The organism is uncultured Pontibacter sp. (assembly GCF_947495565.1).
Classification (GTDB): domain Bacteria; phylum Bacteroidota; class Bacteroidia; order Cytophagales; family Hymenobacteraceae; genus Pontibacter.
The window spans coordinates 94395-110877 of record NZ_CANLZM010000006.1 but is presented as its reverse complement, the minus strand read 5'-3'; the positions used below and the strand labels follow the sequence as shown (position 1 = coordinate 110877).

16 protein-coding genes and 1 tRNA gene are annotated in these 16483 nt (G+C 51.1%); 8 read left to right on the top strand and 9 right to left on the bottom strand.

The features are described from left to right. Positions 1 to 68 precede the first annotated feature (68 nt). From Q1B04_RS09545 to thpR, 4 genes are all read right to left on the bottom strand, one after another. Positions 69 to 1895, bottom strand: a complete 1827-nt coding sequence (locus tag Q1B04_RS09545) for a PDZ domain-containing protein (RefSeq protein WP_299758550.1) — start codon at positions 1893 to 1895, stop codon at positions 69 to 71. A gap of 193 nt (positions 1896 to 2088) precedes the next feature. Further along, a complete protein-coding gene (locus tag Q1B04_RS09540; RefSeq protein WP_299758548.1) occupies positions 2089 to 2748 on the bottom strand; it encodes a class I SAM-dependent methyltransferase in 660 nt (219 codons plus the stop codon). Between the two features lie 37 nt (positions 2749 to 2785). Continuing rightward, a complete protein-coding gene (locus tag Q1B04_RS09535) occupies positions 2786 to 3277 on the bottom strand; it encodes a CinA family protein (RefSeq protein WP_299758546.1) in 492 nt (163 codons plus the stop codon). Positions 3278 to 3331: 54 nt separating this feature from the next. Beyond that, on the bottom strand, positions 3332 to 3886 hold the full coding sequence (gene thpR / locus Q1B04_RS09530) for an RNA 2',3'-cyclic phosphodiesterase (RefSeq protein WP_299758544.1): 555 nt from the start codon (positions 3884 to 3886) through the stop codon (positions 3332 to 3334). A 90-nt stretch (positions 3887 to 3976) separates the two neighbouring features. Between thpR and Q1B04_RS09525 the strand changes: the two genes are divergently transcribed. Further along, on the top strand, positions 3977 to 4696 hold the full coding sequence (locus Q1B04_RS09525) for a phosphatase PAP2 family protein (RefSeq protein ID WP_299758542.1): 720 nt from the start codon (positions 3977 to 3979) through the stop codon (positions 4694 to 4696). 109 nt (positions 4697 to 4805) lie between these two features. Further along, positions 4806 to 4887: transfer RNA gene (locus tag Q1B04_RS09520), tRNA-Leu, on the top strand. 56 nt (positions 4888 to 4943) lie between these two features. Here the strand turns inward: Q1B04_RS09520 and Q1B04_RS09515 are convergent. After that, entirely contained in the window at positions 4944 to 6578 is a 1635-nt protein-coding gene (locus Q1B04_RS09515) for a glycosyltransferase family 39 protein (RefSeq protein WP_299758540.1), read from the bottom strand. 5 nt (positions 6579 to 6583) lie between these two features. After that, positions 6584 to 6718, bottom strand: a complete 135-nt coding sequence (locus Q1B04_RS09510; RefSeq protein ID WP_299758538.1) for a hypothetical protein — start codon at positions 6716 to 6718, stop codon at positions 6584 to 6586. A 133-nt stretch (positions 6719 to 6851) separates the two neighbouring features. On the opposite strand from Q1B04_RS09510, the gene Q1B04_RS09505 reads away from it, so the two are divergent. The 4 genes from Q1B04_RS09505 to Q1B04_RS09490 all read left to right on the top strand — a co-directional run bounded on the left by Q1B04_RS09505 (position 6852) and on the right by Q1B04_RS09490 (position 12627). Continuing rightward, complete coding sequence (locus Q1B04_RS09505; RefSeq protein WP_299758537.1) at positions 6852 to 7547, top strand: phosphatase PAP2 family protein; 696 nt, start codon at positions 6852 to 6854, stop codon at positions 7545 to 7547. A 198-nt stretch (positions 7548 to 7745) separates the two neighbouring features. Beyond that, complete coding sequence (locus Q1B04_RS09500) at positions 7746 to 10622, top strand: hypothetical protein (RefSeq protein WP_299758534.1); 2877 nt, start codon at positions 7746 to 7748, stop codon at positions 10620 to 10622. A 47-nt stretch (positions 10623 to 10669) separates the two neighbouring features. Further along, on the top strand, positions 10670 to 11251 hold the full coding sequence (locus Q1B04_RS09495) for a histidine phosphatase family protein (protein ID WP_299758533.1): 582 nt from the start codon (positions 10670 to 10672) through the stop codon (positions 11249 to 11251). Positions 11252 to 11349: 98 nt separating this feature from the next. Beyond that, complete coding sequence (locus Q1B04_RS09490) at positions 11350 to 12627, top strand: DUF389 domain-containing protein (RefSeq protein WP_299758531.1); 1278 nt, start codon at positions 11350 to 11352, stop codon at positions 12625 to 12627. Positions 12628 to 12638: 11 nt separating this feature from the next. Here the strand turns inward: Q1B04_RS09490 and Q1B04_RS09485 are convergent, their stop codons facing one another. The 3 genes from Q1B04_RS09485 to Q1B04_RS09475 form a co-directional block, all read right to left on the bottom strand. Beyond that, positions 12639 to 13070 carry an RDD family protein gene (locus tag Q1B04_RS09485; protein ID WP_299758529.1) on the bottom strand — a complete coding sequence of 144 codons (432 nt, stop codon included), beginning with the start codon at positions 13068 to 13070 and terminating at the stop codon, positions 12639 to 12641. Positions 13071 to 13187: 117 nt separating this feature from the next. Continuing rightward, the gene (locus Q1B04_RS09480; protein WP_299758527.1) at positions 13188 to 13661 is read right to left on the bottom strand and encodes an RDD family protein; all 474 of its coding nucleotides are present in this window, start codon (positions 13659 to 13661) and stop codon (positions 13188 to 13190) included. A gap of 206 nt (positions 13662 to 13867) precedes the next feature. Further along, the gene (locus tag Q1B04_RS09475) at positions 13868 to 14488 is read right to left on the bottom strand and encodes a MarC family protein (protein ID WP_299758525.1); all 621 of its coding nucleotides are present in this window, start codon (positions 14486 to 14488) and stop codon (positions 13868 to 13870) included. Between the two features lie 248 nt (positions 14489 to 14736). Here Q1B04_RS09475 and Q1B04_RS09470 point away from each other — a divergent pair, with 248 nt between their 5' ends. Then, positions 14737 to 15867 (top strand): 5-(carboxyamino)imidazole ribonucleotide synthase, encoded by a 1131-nt coding sequence (locus Q1B04_RS09470; RefSeq protein ID WP_299758523.1) that lies wholly within the window; start codon positions 14737 to 14739, stop codon positions 15865 to 15867. 2 nt (positions 15868 to 15869) lie between these two features. Further along, entirely contained in the window at positions 15870 to 16397 is a 528-nt protein-coding gene (gene purE, locus Q1B04_RS09465; RefSeq protein WP_299758521.1) for a 5-(carboxyamino)imidazole ribonucleotide mutase, read from the top strand. Positions 16398 to 16483 lie beyond the last annotated feature (86 nt).

Below are 16483 nucleotides of genomic sequence, written 5' to 3'. Positions count from 1 at the left end.
TACTAAGGTACGGCTTAGATGGTTCAAAAGCAAAACGCACCTTTGGGCTCTAAAGTATACGGGTCAGGCTATTTAGCTTTAGAGCTTAACCAGGCGCTGCGGTAGGATTGCATCTCCGGTGTCAGCTGCTTTCCGGTGCTCTCATAAGGTACCAGCTCATATACCGGAACAGCATCTAGCATAAAATTGGTGGTGCGCGTCTGGCCGTGCCGGGTGAAGGTAACCGGAACAGTATCGCCGGGCTTATGCTTTTTCAAAACTTTATCCAGCGCCTTTTCTGATTTAAGCTTTCGTCCGTCCAGGGTCAGAATCACATCGCCTTTTTCCAGACCAGCTTTATATGCCCCGGTGTTTATAAAAGTGCCGTTGGCTACGGTGGCAGCTCCGTCTTTATAATCAAAGTTGAGCATGCTTACCGCGGCTTCGTTTGGTTTGGCTATTCTTAATTCTAAACCTGCTTTGGCCAGCAGCGGGGCGTAATCCGGTAGTTGGCTGCCAAAAACGCTCTGCTCAAAAAACTGCTTTGCAAAAGCAGCGTCGCCGCTTACCTCTGCCAGTGTTTGCTGGAGGTCGGTCATAGTATAAGGGTTTTCCGGTGCACCATACTTGCGCCAGAGCGCCTGCATGTACTTGTCTAATGTCGTGTTATATTCCTGGCGCAGCGTCATGTCGAGGGCCAGGCCAAGCATGCTGCCGTAGGTGTAGTAGGAGATGAAGGTGTTATGGCGGTTTACGGGGTCCACGGAGCGGGCGGCATCCACAAAAGGCGCCTGCTGGCTCATCTCCACCAGGCTATGGTACTGCCGCCCCGGCAACAGCAGCACGTAATTCAGGTCTCCGGCCAAGTCAGAAGTGTACTTTTTAAGGTCGAAAATGCCGGTGCGGGCCATGGTCAGGTCGCCGTAGTAGCTGGTAAAGCCCTCCGCCAGCCACAGCGCCTCACTCATATTAGCCTCCTGAAAGTTAAAAGGCTCCAACGATTTTGGACGGATGCGCTCTACGTTCCAAGCATGGAAGAACTCATGCGAAACAGTGTTAAGCAGCGGCCCCATAGCGGCAGCCAACGGCCTGGAACTGGTAAGAATAGTGGAGTTACGGTGTTCCATCCCATCGCCTACGGCTTGCGGCATATAGCACCCGATAAAAGTATAACGGCCAAAGTCGAAGTCCGGCAGCTGACCGAATACCGCCTGCTGCTCTGCCACAATGTCTTTCGTCTGCGCCATATATTGCTCAAACTGCTGCTGGGTGCCAGGGTGGTGCAGCGCCACCTGTATGGTTTTCTTTTTGCCGCCGTCGTTTACGGTCCACTCCGCAAAATCAAAATCGCTGAGCTCCGTAGGGCTGTCCATCAGGTACTGGAAGTTAGGGGCGTAGTAGGTGTTGCCTTGTTCCTGCCGAAGCTGCGTGGCTACTTTCCAGTTGCTGCCCTCCGGAATGTTGAAAGTTACGTAAGCAGGCGCTTTCTCAAAACCCTTGGCATACATTAGGCTGGCGGGTGCGTTCAGGTGGGCGTGTGTTTCGTCGATGCCTGCGTAGGTACCGTCGGCATGGTCGGCAAATAAAGTATAGCTGATCGTGGCGACTCCCTTATGGTTGGGCACGGCCCATTCGCTGGTGCTCAGGCGCAGGAGTTGCAGCGGCTTGCCCTGCGCATCGGTGGCCCGTACGTTGTATACGTTTTTGGCAAACTCGTGCACGGCGTAACGGCCCGGAGAAGTGCGCGGCATCAGCACTTTCAGCGTATCCTGCTGTATATCTGCAAAGTTTATTTTTACCTCTGCCTCATGGTGTACCGCATTCGGGAACGAGAGCGCATACTTTACCTGTTGCTGTGCCAGCACGGGCTGTGCCCCCAAGCCTAGCGCGAGCAGGCCGTATATAAATGGTTTCATTGCGTAGATTAATGTTTTGTAAATTTAAATATAGGGATTGAGAAGGAGGTGCGCAATGTTTATGGCCGGATGTGTGCTGCAAGTACCGCAGGTAATGCTCAGCTGAGGCGTTGAGCAAAAGCCTCCTCTAACGAAAATGCCTACATGGTGGGGTTTTAAGTGATGAATGTATAGAGTGCAATTCTTCAAAGAATCAGGTCAGCTGCCGCTCAAGCACTTTTGCCTGTACCAAGCCGCTATAAAACTGCTGGCTAAAGTTTACCTCAAACCCCAGCACTTTGAAGTGTGAACCGTAATCCGGGAGCTGTTTCGCCTGCACTTCGCTTAGCCACCCGAAAAATACATACATCCCTTTTATAAGCACTTGCTGCCACCAAGGAGTCGGCTGCCGTGCAGGCCAAAAATCAGCGAGAAGCCACTTGCCGTTTGGCGCCAAGGCTGCGGTAAGCTCTTGCATGAGCTGCCGCAGCCTTGGCGGCGGAAAAAGATCGAGTAGGAAAGGAGTGATGATAACATCGAACTGCTCGTGCGGCTGCAGCGCCTGCTCCGTGCCAAGCCGGAAGCTGACGCTGCAGAAGTGCGGATTTTTATACCTTGAGTACCTCTGCTGAGCCCGTTGCAGCATGGCAGGGGAGGCATCCAAGTATAGAATGTACAGGTGCTTTTCTGTTTTAAGAAGCTGCTCCAGAAGCCATCCGGTGCCGCCGCCAATTACCAGCACCCGTGCCTGCTGCGGCACAAAAGGCAGTAAGGCCAGCTGCGCCCGCTCCAGCGCCGTGCCGTACACCAGCCGGACCAGGGCATCATAGTATGGAGCTACTCGATTAAATCCGCTGTCGGGGAGTTTGGGCAAAGTATAAGCGGTAAAAGTTGCAGCGGCAATTTAACGATTATCGGTCGTAGTGCTGCTCCAGCACTCCCTGAAGTTTCTGAAAAATGAAATCGACAAGCTGCTTGCGCACGCTTTCTGTGTTGCCCTTAAACACCTCCCGAAACTCTTCCGCCTTGCCGTCATACAGAAAGCTCACGAACATGGTGCCCACCGGTTTTTCTTCTGTTTCGGAGCCGCCGGGGCCAGCCAGCCCTGTGGTGGCAATACTAATGTCGGCGCCCAGGAGTTTTTTCAGGCCCATTACCATCTCATTGGTTACCTGTTGAGACTCAGCTGTGTACAGATCAAGTGTTTCTTTTTTTACCCCCAGAAGCTTCTGCTTTACCTCCGGCTGATAGACCACCAGGCTTCCCTTCAGTACTTCGCTGCTGCCTTTGGCGCGAACAAATTCTGAGGCTAAAAGTCCGGCGGTGCAGCTCTCTGCAAAAGCCACAGTTAGTCCTTTGTCTTTCAGAGAAATCATCAGCTCACTAAGCTCTGTCTGGTTCATGGATGTAAGTTAGGTTTACCACTGTTGAAGTAGCATGTTTACTGAAATTGCCGGCTAGAGGTTTTGCCGCAAAGGGTATCGCTCCAGTATAGTATAAGTTGGGTGCGGTGAGCCCAGTACCGACTGCCACAGGGCCACTTCCTGCACCAGAAGTTTCAGCGGCTCTTCAGAGCGGATAATTGACAGGTGTTTAGGCGGAGCTGTATCTTTCCGGAACCGCGCAAGCGTAATATGGGGGATGGATTTCTGTTTTGCCGGCGGTTGTTCTGCCAGCGCCTCCGTCAGCTCTTGGCTAAGCGCCTCAAAAGCGGGATGCTGCGCAAACCGCGCCCAGATTAGCCGGGGGTGCCGCGGCTTTGGCCCAGGTTCTGTTTGCTCAAACTGCAAGGTAAACGGCTGGTGCTGCTGCGCTAAGCGGGCCACACGTGCTTTTATGGGTGCCAGCTCCTCTGCCGCTACATTCCCGATAAAGTATAAGGTGAGGTGCAGGTTCTGGGAAGGCAATAAACGTATAGCTGTATCCTGGTAATGCTGTAGCTGCTCCTCAAGTTTCTCTTTTATGGCTGCGGGCAGCGGAGCGGCAACAAACAACCTGATGCTGTCTTTCATAGTTTACGTATAGTGATTTCCTGTACAACAAAGGCGTTGGCCTGATCTGTAACAGGTATGATTACGTTTTACAACTGATTCTGAAGCAAAATGATACGAAGTTTCTATAAACGAATGGTGGCTTCCGCGGCGCTCTTTACCGTGGAGTTGGTGTTTATTTGGCTGCTGTTTCTGGTCTGCATTATTGTGTTCCTGTGGCTTGGCCGCGAAATTATGTCAGGCGATAAGGTATGGTTGGATGAGGCAGCCTTTGGCTTGGCCGCTAACCTCAGCAACCCCTTCCTGGACGGCTTTATTAAGTTCATCACGTTCTTTGCCTCCCGGCAGTTCCTGACACCCATGGCACTGGCGCTGGTTGGCTATTACCTGTTTGTGCGCAAACACCGCTGGAACTCGCTGAAGGTGCCGGTGGTAGCATTGGGCAGTATCACACTGAACGTTATTCTAAAGTACTTTTTTGACAGGCAGCGGCCTATGTCTCCGTTGGTGGAGGCTTCAGGGCTTAGCTTCCCGAGTGGGCATAGTATGGTGGCGGCCTCTTTTTACGGCCTTCTGATTTACCTGGTGTGGCACAACGTAAAGGATGTACGCTACCGCAACATGCTTGTAGCTTTGCTGGTTGTTTTTGTGTTCCTGATTGGCTTTAGCAGAATTTACCTGCGCGTGCACTACGCAACGGATGTGGTGGCTGGCTTTGCCGCTGGCTTTCTATGGGTTATTATAGGTATTTCAACACTGCGCCGGCTGGAGCGGTCTGCCGGTAAAGAGCTTACACCGATTGTGCTGGAAGATGACGAAAAAAAAGAATAATATTTTTTAAAGAGGTATTGTTTCTACAGAAACCATACACTACTTTTGCACTCCCAATAAACACAAAGGGTTAAAGGGCTTTGGGATTTTTATTGATATAGTGAAGCACGCGCAAGTGGCGAAATTGGTAGACGCGCTGTCTTCAGGCGGCAGTTCCGCAAGGTGTGAAGGTTCGAGTCCTTTCTTGCGCACACTAAATCTTAAAAAGGCTGATCTTTCGAGGTCAGCCTTTTTTGTTTTACGGCCATCAGTAATACACGCGCCAATCCCGGATCTGAAGCTTCTCATTAAAGTACTGCAGCATCCATTGCCGCTCTTCGGGCAACTTGCCTTTAACCACAAGTACCGGCTGTTGCTGCAGCAGCTGCCTTAGGCGTTCTAGGTCCTGTAGCCTGTTTAGCTGCAGCAGCTGTTCCCGCCACTGCCCGTCCTGCTCAAACTGCACTTCCCGCTCCAGCTTACTGCTGCCGTCTTCCAACGAAATAATGCTGCTATTGAGCTCAAAAGCGAGCGAAGGAAGCAGCCTGTTGTAAACCAGCACCGGACGATGTTGCAGTTCCCGCTCTTTTATTACCTCTGCTATTTGCCGGCTGCCGTTAAGAAGCTGCGGGTTGTAAGCCAGTAGTTTAGTAGAAAAAGGCACCAACAAGGCTGTTAGGAGCAACGCTCCGTACATTATTTTCTGATAGGCCGACCTCTCGCCGTTCCAGAGTACCAGCAGCAGGAGTAGCGAGAAAAACGGCAGACTAAGTAATCGCCAGGGTAAATTTATACCAAGAGGCAGCAGCGGTAAAGCTATTAGCGCCACAAGTAGTAAGGCAAAGTATAGCATACTGCCGGTTACAGCTTTTACCATGGTTTTAGTGGGGAAATGATTTATAATCCAGGTGGTTAGCAAAGCCTGTCCGGCAAAAACCGGCAGGATATAAAAGATAAGTTTTGGCCCCAGAAACGAGAAGAAAATGAGCGGCACGATTATCCAGAACAGGAAAAGGCGCTTAAGCGCCGCAGGCATGGCCGCCAGTTTTTTGAGCTGCAGCAGCAGGATGGCAAACCACGGCAGGCTGAGAACAGGAGCCAGCGCAAAGTAAAACCACCAAGGCTTGGAGGGACCAAAAGCATCTAGATCGGTAAAATACTGCCAGGTATACTTGTACAGAAAATAATCTAAAAGCTGCGGATGCTGCAGTATAAGGTATACAAACCACGAACTGCCCAGCAACAAAAAAAGCAAAGCTGCCGGCAGGTGGTGCCAGCCAGAAGCATAGCCGCTGACAGAGCTGTAATGCTGGCTGAACCCAATAACAGCAAACAACGGGAAAATAAGCCCTAAAGGTCCTTTGGTGAGAAATGCCAGCGCCAACAGCAGGTAAAAAAAATACAGCCACACAGCCCTGCCGCTGGTTTTATACTTCAGCCAGGCAAGTATGGCCGCAAGTTCGAAAGTGGCTAAATAAGAATCTGAAGTAAGGTGGCGTGCCGACAGCAGTACCGCAGGAATGGTTAGGTAGATAAGGGCAGCCAGCAGCGCCTGCCGCGGTACATGAAACAGCTCTTTGGCAATCAGGTAAACCAGCCATACTTGTACTAGCAGCGATACCTGCAAAAAAAAGCGCGCACCAAAGCCATTTGGCCCGAATATATCTATCCCGATAGCAGTTATGATGTATGTTAGAGGCGGCTCCTGGTAGTGCTGTATACCCAGTAAGCGCGGATGCAGCAAGTCGCCGGTTAACCACATTTCGCGGCTAATCTCAGCGTAACGGGCTTCGCTGGTTTCCATTATGCCCCACCCGTCCAAATTAAAAAGCAGCAGCAAAAACAGCACGAGCAGCAGGCCCATCAGAAACTGATCTGTACGAGGTTTGTGAGGTAGCAGCATCAGGTTTAGCTTTTTGTAAAGTGTTGTTGATGAGATGTCTGCACCCGCAGCGCAAGTATAAAGTTACGACTATCAGGGAATCTCCCAAACAGCTTCTTCAGAAACAGCAGCAGGTTCAGGCGCAGTAGAACGTACAACATTAGCATCAGGCTTCTTAAGGGCAGATTGCTTTAAAACTAATTGAAACTACAGACCCCTGCAGCGCCATTATTCTATACGAAGCAGCGAATTAAAAATCAGCTTTCAGGCATTAGCACACGTAGCTTTTATAGTATGAAGCACCGGTTGCCACAAACTTTTCTGCGCCTGCTGGCGCTCCTTAGCGCAGAGGCGCTTGTACTGGGTTTTGCTTTCCTGCTTTGCCTGCTGCTTTTTCTGCTAATGGCACATCTGGTGTTCAATGTCGGTGACAGTACATTAGATACAGCCTTGTTTACGTTTGCTGATCGGTTGGCCTCGCCGGGGATGACGCGCGCCATGATGGTGATCTCTTTTTTTGCCTCCGCCGAATACCTGCTTGTTACGCCGCCGCTGGTAGTGCTGGTGTTCAGCTTTTTCAGGGGGTGGCGCTGGTTTGCCCTCAAAGTGCTGCTCATCTCCTTTTCTACTTCCATACTAAACCAACTGCTGAAGCGCTTCTTTGAGCGGCCCAGGCCATCTTTTGCTATGCTGGAGCAGTCAGGCTTGAGTTTCCCCAGTGGCCACGCCATGATCGGAGGCGCTTTTTACGGAGTGCTGATTTACATTGTCTGGCGTACCGTGCCGGGGGCCGCCTGGCGTTGGTTGCTTACCTGTTTGCTATCGTTGCTCGTGCTGCTGATTGGCTTTAGCCGCATTTATTTAAAAGTGCACTATGCTACGGATGTGCTGGCCGGTTACGCGTTGGGTGTGCTGTGGCTGCTGTTATCCATTTACCTGATGCGCCGGTTAGAGATAGCTTATACCAACCGTTACCAGCGCCAAGTATAGCTGCTGCAGCTGCAGCAGCTAGGCTCAAACCAGATCACTCGTTGCCCAGACCGCTTCATTTTTTATGCTTGAGCAAGTATAGCTAAAAAGGCACAGACTTGTAGTTAGCCTTGATTTTCATGAAGATAATGCGTTTATACTTTTATCAAAAGCAGGAAAACCATACTTTTAGAAGTCTAAATTTAGTGCCCGAGCTACATGCGTTCTATCCTCAAGCAAATACTTCCTTTTACTTTCGCGTTTTTTATTGCCTTGCCCGCTTTAGCCCAGCACCCGGGTGATGTGGCGGCAGTGCGACAAAAGCTGCAGCAAGAGCGGCAGGAGGCCTTACAGGAAAATTCAGGAGCTGCCCAAAAGGCTACCCGGTTGCTGGAGTTAGGAGCATGGCAGGAAGCCCGCCAGGTACTGCTGCAGGCGCAGCCAACAGCGGCTGTACAATTGGCAAAGGCCAGGCTGGCTATTTTAGAGAACAGTTTTAGGCAGGCCGATACCTTGGTGCAGCAGGTGCTGCAGGAGAACCCGGAGAACCGCCAGGCGCTGTTGCTGCAAAGCGAACTGCAGGTACAGGCCTGGGAGTTGGAGCAAGCCAAGGCCACAGCGCATGCTTTGCTGGGGAAAAACCCCAAAGACGAAGCGGCCGCACTGCTTATTGGCAATGTGCTGATGCTGCAAAAGAAGTATGGGCAGGCGCTGGAGTGGGCCAAGAAGGTGCAAAGCTGGAACCGCGAAAACGCCGAAGCCTGGCTGCTGGAATCGGATGTGCACTTTTGGAACCAAAAGCCGGAGTTAGCCGAGCAGCCGCTCATCAACAGCCTAACCCTGAACCCCTTTAACCCTGATGCCCGCTTTAACTATGGCTATGCTATCTGGCGGCGCGTAGATGCCACGCAGCTAAACAACATGGCCGCGCAATGGGAGCTGGCGCTGGAGCTAAACCCGCTGCACTATGTTACGCACTGGCACTGGGGCAACGGCCACACCAACCTTACCTACGCCGACTACGCCCAACCCGAGGATGAGCAAGTACGGCAGGCGCTGCAACACGCTGATAAACTTTTATCTGAAAATAAGCTGAAGGAGGCACTGGCAAGTATAGCCCAGGTGCAGCAAAAGTATAAAACATCTGTGCTGCCGCAGATGCTCCGGGGTTCCGCCTATTACATGGCCTTCCACACGGATCGCCAGGCCCGTCTTGACTCAGCACAGGCTGTTTTCCAGCGCATCCTTCAGAAAAAGAAGCACTATGGGCCAGCGCACAACGCTTTGGCCGCCGTTATCAAACAAAAGCAGCTGACTTACCTGCACAACTACGACTCGCTGCAGCAGGTGGTGCAGCAAACCGTGATTAAGGACCCGGTAAACTTTGCCCGCGTGTTTCCGGATGTGACGTATTATCCCGGCGATGAGGTCCAGAAAATGGTGTGGTCGCAGCTTTACGAGAGCATTGTATACTTCCCTTTTCTTTCTAAGCAGGATAGAAAATTTGTGATTCCGCCGCTGCACGTAGATTTGGCTATCGCCATGGGGTCGCCATACTTCAGGCAAGCAACCACGTTCGATAACCGCCAATGGATGGATATCCGGGGCGTGGGAAGCGGGGCCGCGGCGATAGAGTATGTGGTGCGCGGCTCTTACCTAGAGCGCAACGTGGTGCTGCACGAGTATGTGCACCTGTTTCACCAAAGTGTTTTTATGGATGCTGAGAAGCGCGAAGTACGCCGGCTCTACCACCAGGCCATGCAGGAAGGCCGCACCCTAGATTACTACTCCGCCAATAACGAGCACGAGTACCTCGCCCAGACCTATCCGGCCTATTTCGAACCGGTAAAAGTGCACCCGCTCAACCACAAATCCATCAATACCACCACCGACCTCAAAGCCAAAGACCCGGAGCTGTATACTTTTTTGGACAGGCTTGTGGCGCGGCAGCGGGCATACCTGTCTGGCAATAAAGAGGCGATGGCTACAAACTGGGCACAAGTATACTTAAACCTGGCGGAGCAGACGCAACGGAAAGATCAACTTGCCACAGCAGCTACATACTTAGACAGTGCCCTGGTTTGGGACGAAACTTACCAGCCCGCCCTGCTCGCTTACGCTGGGGTAAGGCAACGGCAGAAAAAGTATAAGGAGGCGCAGGAGTGGCTTAGTCGGGCTAAAAGCGTTAACCCAAACTATGCACCAATCTATCTGGCTGAGGCTGAGTTAGTGGAAAGTATGAAGCGCAACGGAAAGTTCAACTCCCATGATGCCCTTATGAGCCAGGTGGAGCTGTACAAAAAAGCGACTAACCTGGAGGATGACCTGCTGATGCGGGCGCTGGCGAATGAGCGCTTCCGGGAGTTTTTTATAGATTACGGCATGGTACCAGAGGCGATAGCCGTGGCAGAAGCCTACATAGAACAGGCTCCTACCATCTCAACCTACCTCCGAGACCGTCGCGACGAGGCAATAGCTTACGCTAACTGGCTGAAAGGCACAACAAGTATAAACCGGGAGGCAGAGCAGGCACTGCAGCAACTGGTAGCCCTGAAGCCGCAGCATTACGAGCTGCGCAGGCAGTATGCAGAGGTGCTGGCTACACAAGGCAAGTATAAAAAAGCCTATGAAACACTGGCGGAAGCGCAGCGCATTTTAACAGCAGCAGGCACTGCCCGCCCTGATTTTATGGTGCTGATGGCTACCTACCAACTGCAGCTGCAGCACAAGGAGGCTGCCCGTGCCGCTGCTCAACCTTTTCTGGATGGTGATGCAAGCCTGCCGCCGCAGGAGCGATACCTGCTGTTGCCTGTATTGGCCGAACTGGGCGAGGAGAAGCAAGCGAAGGCATTACAGAAAAAGCTGCCAAAGCCAGAGACGGTGGTAGAGAAAGCGCAGATCTTAGCGGCCAAGGGGCGCATGTTTGAGGCCAAAGGAAAAATAAACAATGCTATAAAGGCTTACGAAAATGCATTGCTGCTGTACCCTTACCAGCTGGAGGTGCGGCAGCGGCTGGTGCGCCTGCTGCAACAGAAAGGCCGCACCCAGGACGCTGAAAACGTAGCGCAAGCCGGCGAGCAGCTGGCACAAGCTTAACACTTAAACACAACCAATTTTCATACTTCTAACCAACAACCAATTACATGAAGAAATTTTTACTGCAACAACTCAGTGTTTTCTTGTTGATGCTGTTTGCTGTCGCCTGCCGCCAGTCGCCGGTAGGGCAGGAGGGAGCCCTGGCAGTAGTAGACCCTATGGACAGCAATGCCCAGCTAACCGTAGTTTACCTGGTGCGCCACGCTGAGAAAGATATCTCTGACCCCAGTAACCAAGACCCTGACCTCACGCCGGAAGGTGTAGCCCGGGCAGAGGCGCTGCGTACCTTGCTGGAGCAGCAGCAGGTAGATGCTCTGTACGCCACTAAATATGTGCGCACAAAAAACACGCTAAAACCCTTAGCCGAAGAGCGTAAACTGGAGGTAAGGCAGTATGAAGCGCACGACTTTCAGGGGTTGAAGAAAAGTATTCTGCAGAACCATCCGGGGCAAACTGTAGTGGTTTCCGGCCACTCCAACACGCTGCTGCCAATTGTGGAAGCCTTTGGTGCCAAACGGCCTGTGCCGGACATTACGGAGCAGGAGTACGATTACCTGTTTAAGGTAGTGCTTACCCCTGATGGCAGTGCCACAGTGGAAACAGACCGTTTCGGAAACACTGCAAAATAATCAGCCTAAACCTGTATTTAAAAGCCACTGCAGCACCAGATCTGCAGTGGCTTTTATTTTTCCTGAACAAGTATAACCCCTGCTGCCGTAGTAGTAGCATGCGCAAACTAACTATAAAAGTAAAAGAGGGGCAGGGGCAGGAGGTAAAAAACATTGCCGTAAAGCATGATGCCAAAAACCTGATTGTGCAACAGGCCGAGAAAGGCGAGATTGTAACCGTGCACCTGAACAATGAACGTGTAAGCAAATTTATTACCGCCCTCAGCGATTATAAAGAGGCTGAGATAACCCTTGTTCCACGTGGCGTTATCGCGCTGTACCCGCCGCAGGGCGACGCCCCGGACCAGGTGACGGACGTAACATACCTTAGCCCTCTAGAGATTTTTCTGGGCGGCCTGCAGAGTGTGGGCTCTAAAGTAGGGCTGCTTTCTTACGCGTTGGTGGGGGGCATGCTGGTTTGGATCGGTTTGTATACCAACACTAGTTATCTGCTGGTGGCGGCTATGCTGGTGTCTCCTTTTGCAGGGCCGGCTATGAATGCCGCTCTGGGTGCCGCTGCGGGCAAAGGGGGCTTGCTCAAGCAGAGCCTGATCCGCTATTTTATGGCTATTAGTGTCTCTATCTTTATCACATTTATACTCTCGTACCTTATAGAGCAGAAGCACGCCACACCCATGATGGTAAGCGTGAGCCATATTTCGCAGGTAACTATACTGCTGCCAATAGCGGCTGGTATAGCAGGCGGCATAAATCTGGTGCAGTCGGAGCGGTCTAGCTTAGTAGCCGGAGCGGCTGTAGGCATGCTGGTGGCGGCCTCACTTTCTCCGCCTACTGGCCTGATAGGTATGGCGATGAATTTCGGAAACTGGCAGCTTGTGCGCAGCGGGGTTTTTCTGCTGATATTTCAGCTTGTGGTTATCCAGTTTACCGCCGCGCTGGTGTTCCGGTATATGGGCAAGGTTACGATAAAGGGAGCTCGGTTTGCCGATGGAAGAGAGTCTGTGTTCCGGTTGTCGCTGCTGACTTCGGGCTTGATTATAGCTGGTATGCTGTATTGGCAGTTCGCAAAACAGCCTTCGCTTCAGAAAGCCAGCCTGAATACCCTGATTACAGAGGTGATACACACTGAGCTGAATAAAATGAAAGACATCGAGACGATAGAGGTAAATGCACGCTTTACCCGAGGCACGCTGCCCGACCTGAACCCTGTTATCTGTGAGCTGTACCTCTATAACCGCAACGACTCCCTTTCGGATGAGCAACTGAAGCAGGTGGTGCAGGACGTGCTCCATAAACGCATCAAGTCAGAAAACTGGAATGCCGACCCTATGTTCAACATCACCATCCTGAGTTATCAGGGGGAAGCAAAAGAATAGCCGCTGCTAATTTACTGCACTATAACCTGTGTGTCAGCCAGTTTGTCGTGAAAGGGGCGTCTGGAGCTGTAGTCTGAGCCGACCAGGAAACGCAAAACAATAAGCACAGCAGATACTGGCTTAACCAGGAAACGTAATGTGGCAGCCCTGAAATCTATTCTGTCTCCTTTGGAGTCGGTTACGCGCAGGTTCATGAGGTATTTGCCCAGCGTGCCCTGACAGCGGCAGGTTTCGGCCCCGGCAAAGTATAGCCAGCCTAGCACGAGGTGCAGCAGCCGCTCAGGTTTAAAAAGAAATGCTTCATCATCGCTGCTAAACGTAAAAAAATCGGCTATGCCAATCAGCGTCAGCAGCAGCAGTACATCCAACGACAAAGCCATCAGGCGAGTGCCAAGGTCAGCAAGTTCGGTTTTGTCTTTGGATTGGGTATAAGTAGTCTGCATATGTAGTATAACACGGAATTCACCTTTTTATACTTGCAGACAACGCCTTAGTTACAAAGTATAGATTTATTTATACTTTAAGAAGTGATTTTATGCGTTGTTTTTCAGCTATGTATGCTATTCGGGGCTGTTGCCTGGGTGCTGCAGCACAAGCGTATCGGCCAGTTTATCGTGCAGTGCTTGGCGGCGCTCGGTAAAGGCAGCCATCACGTAACCGATCAGCAGGATAAGCCCCGACAGCATTTTACCGAAGTACCGCCCAGAAGCCCGCGCAAACGTAATGCGGTACCCGTAGGTATCTGTAACAAAAATGCCGAAAAGCTGCTTGCCTAAAGTGGCCTGTCGGGCAGAGCTCTCAAAGCCGGCATAGTATAGCCAGCCTATAAAAGCCGCAATTCCCTGAATCTTCAGGCGGCCTTCTACATCGGTTATCTCCGGTATATTGTCGATGCCTGCAATGGGCAGTATAAACAGATTCATGAAAAAGGAAATAATAAGGGCATCTGTGAAAATTGCCGCCATACGTTTCCAGAAGCTGGCATATTCCAGGGCAACCGGTGTGTTTTCCTCTTCGTTTTGATAAAGCTGCATGCGTAAATTATTCTTGGCAGCGATGATACAACATCCGGGGGACTCCTGCAACAAAAAAGCCGCCCACGTTTGCAGACAGCTTCCCAAGTATGGCTTCTTTTGTGTGATGTATTAAGTATTGGAGGCGGTGCCAGCAGGCAGTGTTTGCAGGTATTATAAGCTCAATTTATAGGGCTTAACTCTATCTGCTATAAGAAAGGTTGTTCCTACTCTGTGAAAAATAACGCTGTAAGCGCCGACACGATAAAATTAACGCCAATAGAGAGCACTATAAAACCCATAATTCGGGACAGTGCTGCCAGACCTGCCTTGCCCATATAGCGCGTTAGCTGGTGCGAGAAGCGCAGAATAATGTATGAAACGGCTGCCAGAAGCAAAATGCCAACAAGAATCATCACCATATCCAGGTAAGAAAGGGAAGTGGTAAACAAGCCTATACTCACGGCAATGGCACCTGGGCCGGAAAGCATAGGCATGGCCAGCGGCGTAAACGAAATGTCTTCTTTCAGCTGCCCTTCCTCCACCACATCCGGCGAAATTTTCTTTTTACTGGCACCCGGCGTAAGCAACTCAAAACCTGCCCGCATAATCATCAAACCACCGGCAATGCGCAAATCATGAATACGGATGCCGAAAAAGTTAAGCACGTACTGCCCCGCCAGAAAAAACACCGCCAGAATACCCACCATATACAGACAAGCCTTCAGGGCCTGCTGATTTCTATAAGCTGGCGTATCGTCTTGGGTTAGCGTTAGAAAAACAGGCATCGCCCCGAAAGGGTTAACAACAGAGAACAGGGCAGAGAAAGTGGCAAGTATGATTTCCATGTATAAGGTATGGCTCGAGTAAGGTGTAGCTTTAAATATAGAAGTTTAAAAATGCATCTACAACGTAAATTTGCGCAGGAGGTGGTAAAAAAGTTTAGCACAGTGCTATTTTCGGTACATGCCTAGTGCCTATCTTGCTGGTAAAGTATGAATTGCACCAGAAAACATGCAGAACTTAAGACTTTTGTCTTCCGACTCCGTTCAGAATCCTTATTTTTGAGGATAGATCAACCAAACCGTTACACTACATGAAAGGAGAAGTAAAGCTGGGCATACTTGGCGGCGGACAGTTAGGGCGCATGCTGATGCAGGCCGGGCTAGATTTTAACCTCTATACCCTGGTGCTGGACCCCGACGAGAACGCACCCTGCAAAGATATCTGCAACGAATTTTACGTGGGCAGCTTTCGCGATTATGATACGGTGTATGAGTTCGGCCAGAACTGCGACATCCTCACCATCGAGATTGAGCACGTAAACGCCGATGCGCTGGAGAAACTGGAGCAGGAGGGCGTAAAAGTATACCCGGATGCCAAAACCGTGCGTACCATTCAGGACAAGGGCTTACAAAAGGAATTTTACCGCCAGCACAACATCCCGACCTCAGATTTTATACTTCTGAAAGACAGGCAGGAGCTAGCGCAAAGTATAGATTTCCTGCCGGCGTTCCAGAAGCTGCGCCGCGAAGGCTATGATGGCCGCGGTGTTACGCGCTTAACCGGGGAGGCCGATTTAGGCAAAGCTTTCGAGGAGCCGACTGTGCTGGAGAAACTGGTGGATTTTGAGAAGGAAATATCCGTGATTGTGGCCCGCAATGCCAACGGCGAGGTAACGGCTTTTCCGGTAGTAGAGCTGAGCTTCCATCCGGAGCACAACCTGGTAGATTCGCTTTTCGCGCCGGCCAACGTGCCTTACAAACTACAGCGCCACGCCATCGAGATTGCTACCCGTGTTATTGAAGCCTTTGACATGGTGGGCATACTTGCCGTAGAAATGTTTCTGACCAAAGATGGGCAGATTCTGGTGAACGAGGTGGCACCGCGTCCGCATAATTCCGGGCACCACACTATAAAAGCAAACTATACCTCGCAGTACGAGCAGCACCTGCGCGCCATACTCAACCTGCCACTGGGCGCCACTGATATTCAGAGTGCAGCGGTGATGCTGAACCTGCTGGGCGAGCCCGGCTACGATGGCGAGGCCGCGTACGAAGGGCTGCAGGAGGCACTGGCTGTTCCGGGCGTGTATATCCATTTGTATGGTAAAAAATACACAAGACCTGCCCGTAAAATGGGACACATTACCGTGCTAGGCCAAACCATAGAAGAAGCGCAGCAAAGAGCTGCGTCGGTAAAAGACGTTATCAAAGTAAAAGCATAAGTATGGCTGAAGAAACTAGAAATACACAACCGCTTGTAGGCATTATAATGGGCAGCCAATCTGACCTGAAGGTAATGGATGCCGCCGCCGAAATCTTGGAAACGCTGGGCGTGCCTTTTGAACTGACCATTGTATCAGCGCACCGCACGCCGCACCGTATGTTTGAGTATGCTGAGAACGCAAAAAAACGCGGCTTAAAAGTAATTATTGCCGGAGCAGGCGGCGCAGCGCATCTGCCGGGCATGGTTGCTTCCGTTACCACTATCCCTGTTATCGGTGTGCCGGTCAAGTCATCTAACTCCATCGATGGCTGGGACTCTGTGCTGTCTATCCTGCAGATGCCGGGTGGCGTACCTGTTGCTACGGTTGCCTTAGATGGTGCGCTAAATGCTGGTATACTTGCTGCTCAGATTATCGGCACTAACAACCCTACCGTGGCAGATAAGCTAGAGAAGTATAAAATCAGCCTGAAAGATAAAGTAATGCGATCTGTGGATGAGCTGAAAAGAGGAGACCGGGATTTGGACTGATTTAGATAAACTTTAGTTTTCGAGAAAAAGGAACAGTATAAATCATACTGTTCCTTTTCTTTTTTATTGCCTTCTGTTTTCCGCCT

Excerpts from the sequence above, each read along its gene's own strand:
- Q1B04_RS09505 (WP_299758537.1), top strand. The coding sequence starts at position 6,852 with ATGAAGCACCGGTTGCCACAAACTTTTCTGCGCCTGCTGGCGCTCCTT.
- Q1B04_RS09490 (WP_299758531.1), top strand. The coding sequence starts at position 11,350 with ATGCGCAAACTAACTATAAAAGTAAAAGAGGGGCAGGGGCAGGAGGTA.
- Q1B04_RS09495 (WP_299758533.1), top strand. The coding sequence starts at position 10,670 with ATGAAGAAATTTTTACTGCAACAACTCAGTGTTTTCTTGTTGATGCTG.
- Q1B04_RS09480 (WP_299758527.1), bottom strand. The coding sequence starts at position 13,661 with ATGCAGCTTTATCAAAACGAAGAGGAAAACACACCGGTTGCCCTGGAA.
- Q1B04_RS09525 (WP_299758542.1), top strand. The coding sequence starts at position 3,977 with ATGATACGAAGTTTCTATAAACGAATGGTGGCTTCCGCGGCGCTCTTT.
- Q1B04_RS09545 (WP_299758550.1), bottom strand. The coding sequence starts at position 1,895 with ATGAAACCATTTATATACGGCCTGCTCGCGCTAGGCTTGGGGGCACAG.
- Q1B04_RS09510 (WP_299758538.1), bottom strand. The coding sequence starts at position 6,718 with ATGTTGTACGTTCTACTGCGCCTGAACCTGCTGCTGTTTCTGAAGAAG.
- purE (WP_299758521.1), top strand. The coding sequence starts at position 15,870 with ATGGCTGAAGAAACTAGAAATACACAACCGCTTGTAGGCATTATAATG.
- Q1B04_RS09475 (WP_299758525.1), bottom strand. The coding sequence starts at position 14,488 with ATGGAAATCATACTTGCCACTTTCTCTGCCCTGTTCTCTGTTGTTAAC.
- Q1B04_RS09515 (WP_299758540.1), bottom strand. The coding sequence starts at position 6,578 with ATGCTGCTACCTCACAAACCTCGTACAGATCAGTTTCTGATGGGCCTG.
- Q1B04_RS09485 (WP_299758529.1), bottom strand. The coding sequence starts at position 13,070 with ATGCAGACTACTTATACCCAATCCAAAGACAAAACCGAACTTGCTGAC.
- Q1B04_RS09470 (WP_299758523.1), top strand. The coding sequence starts at position 14,737 with ATGAAAGGAGAAGTAAAGCTGGGCATACTTGGCGGCGGACAGTTAGGG.
- thpR (WP_299758544.1), bottom strand. The coding sequence starts at position 3,886 with ATGAAAGACAGCATCAGGTTGTTTGTTGCCGCTCCGCTGCCCGCAGCC.
- Q1B04_RS09500 (WP_299758534.1), top strand. The coding sequence starts at position 7,746 with ATGCGTTCTATCCTCAAGCAAATACTTCCTTTTACTTTCGCGTTTTTT.
- Q1B04_RS09535 (WP_299758546.1), bottom strand. The coding sequence starts at position 3,277 with ATGAACCAGACAGAGCTTAGTGAGCTGATGATTTCTCTGAAAGACAAA.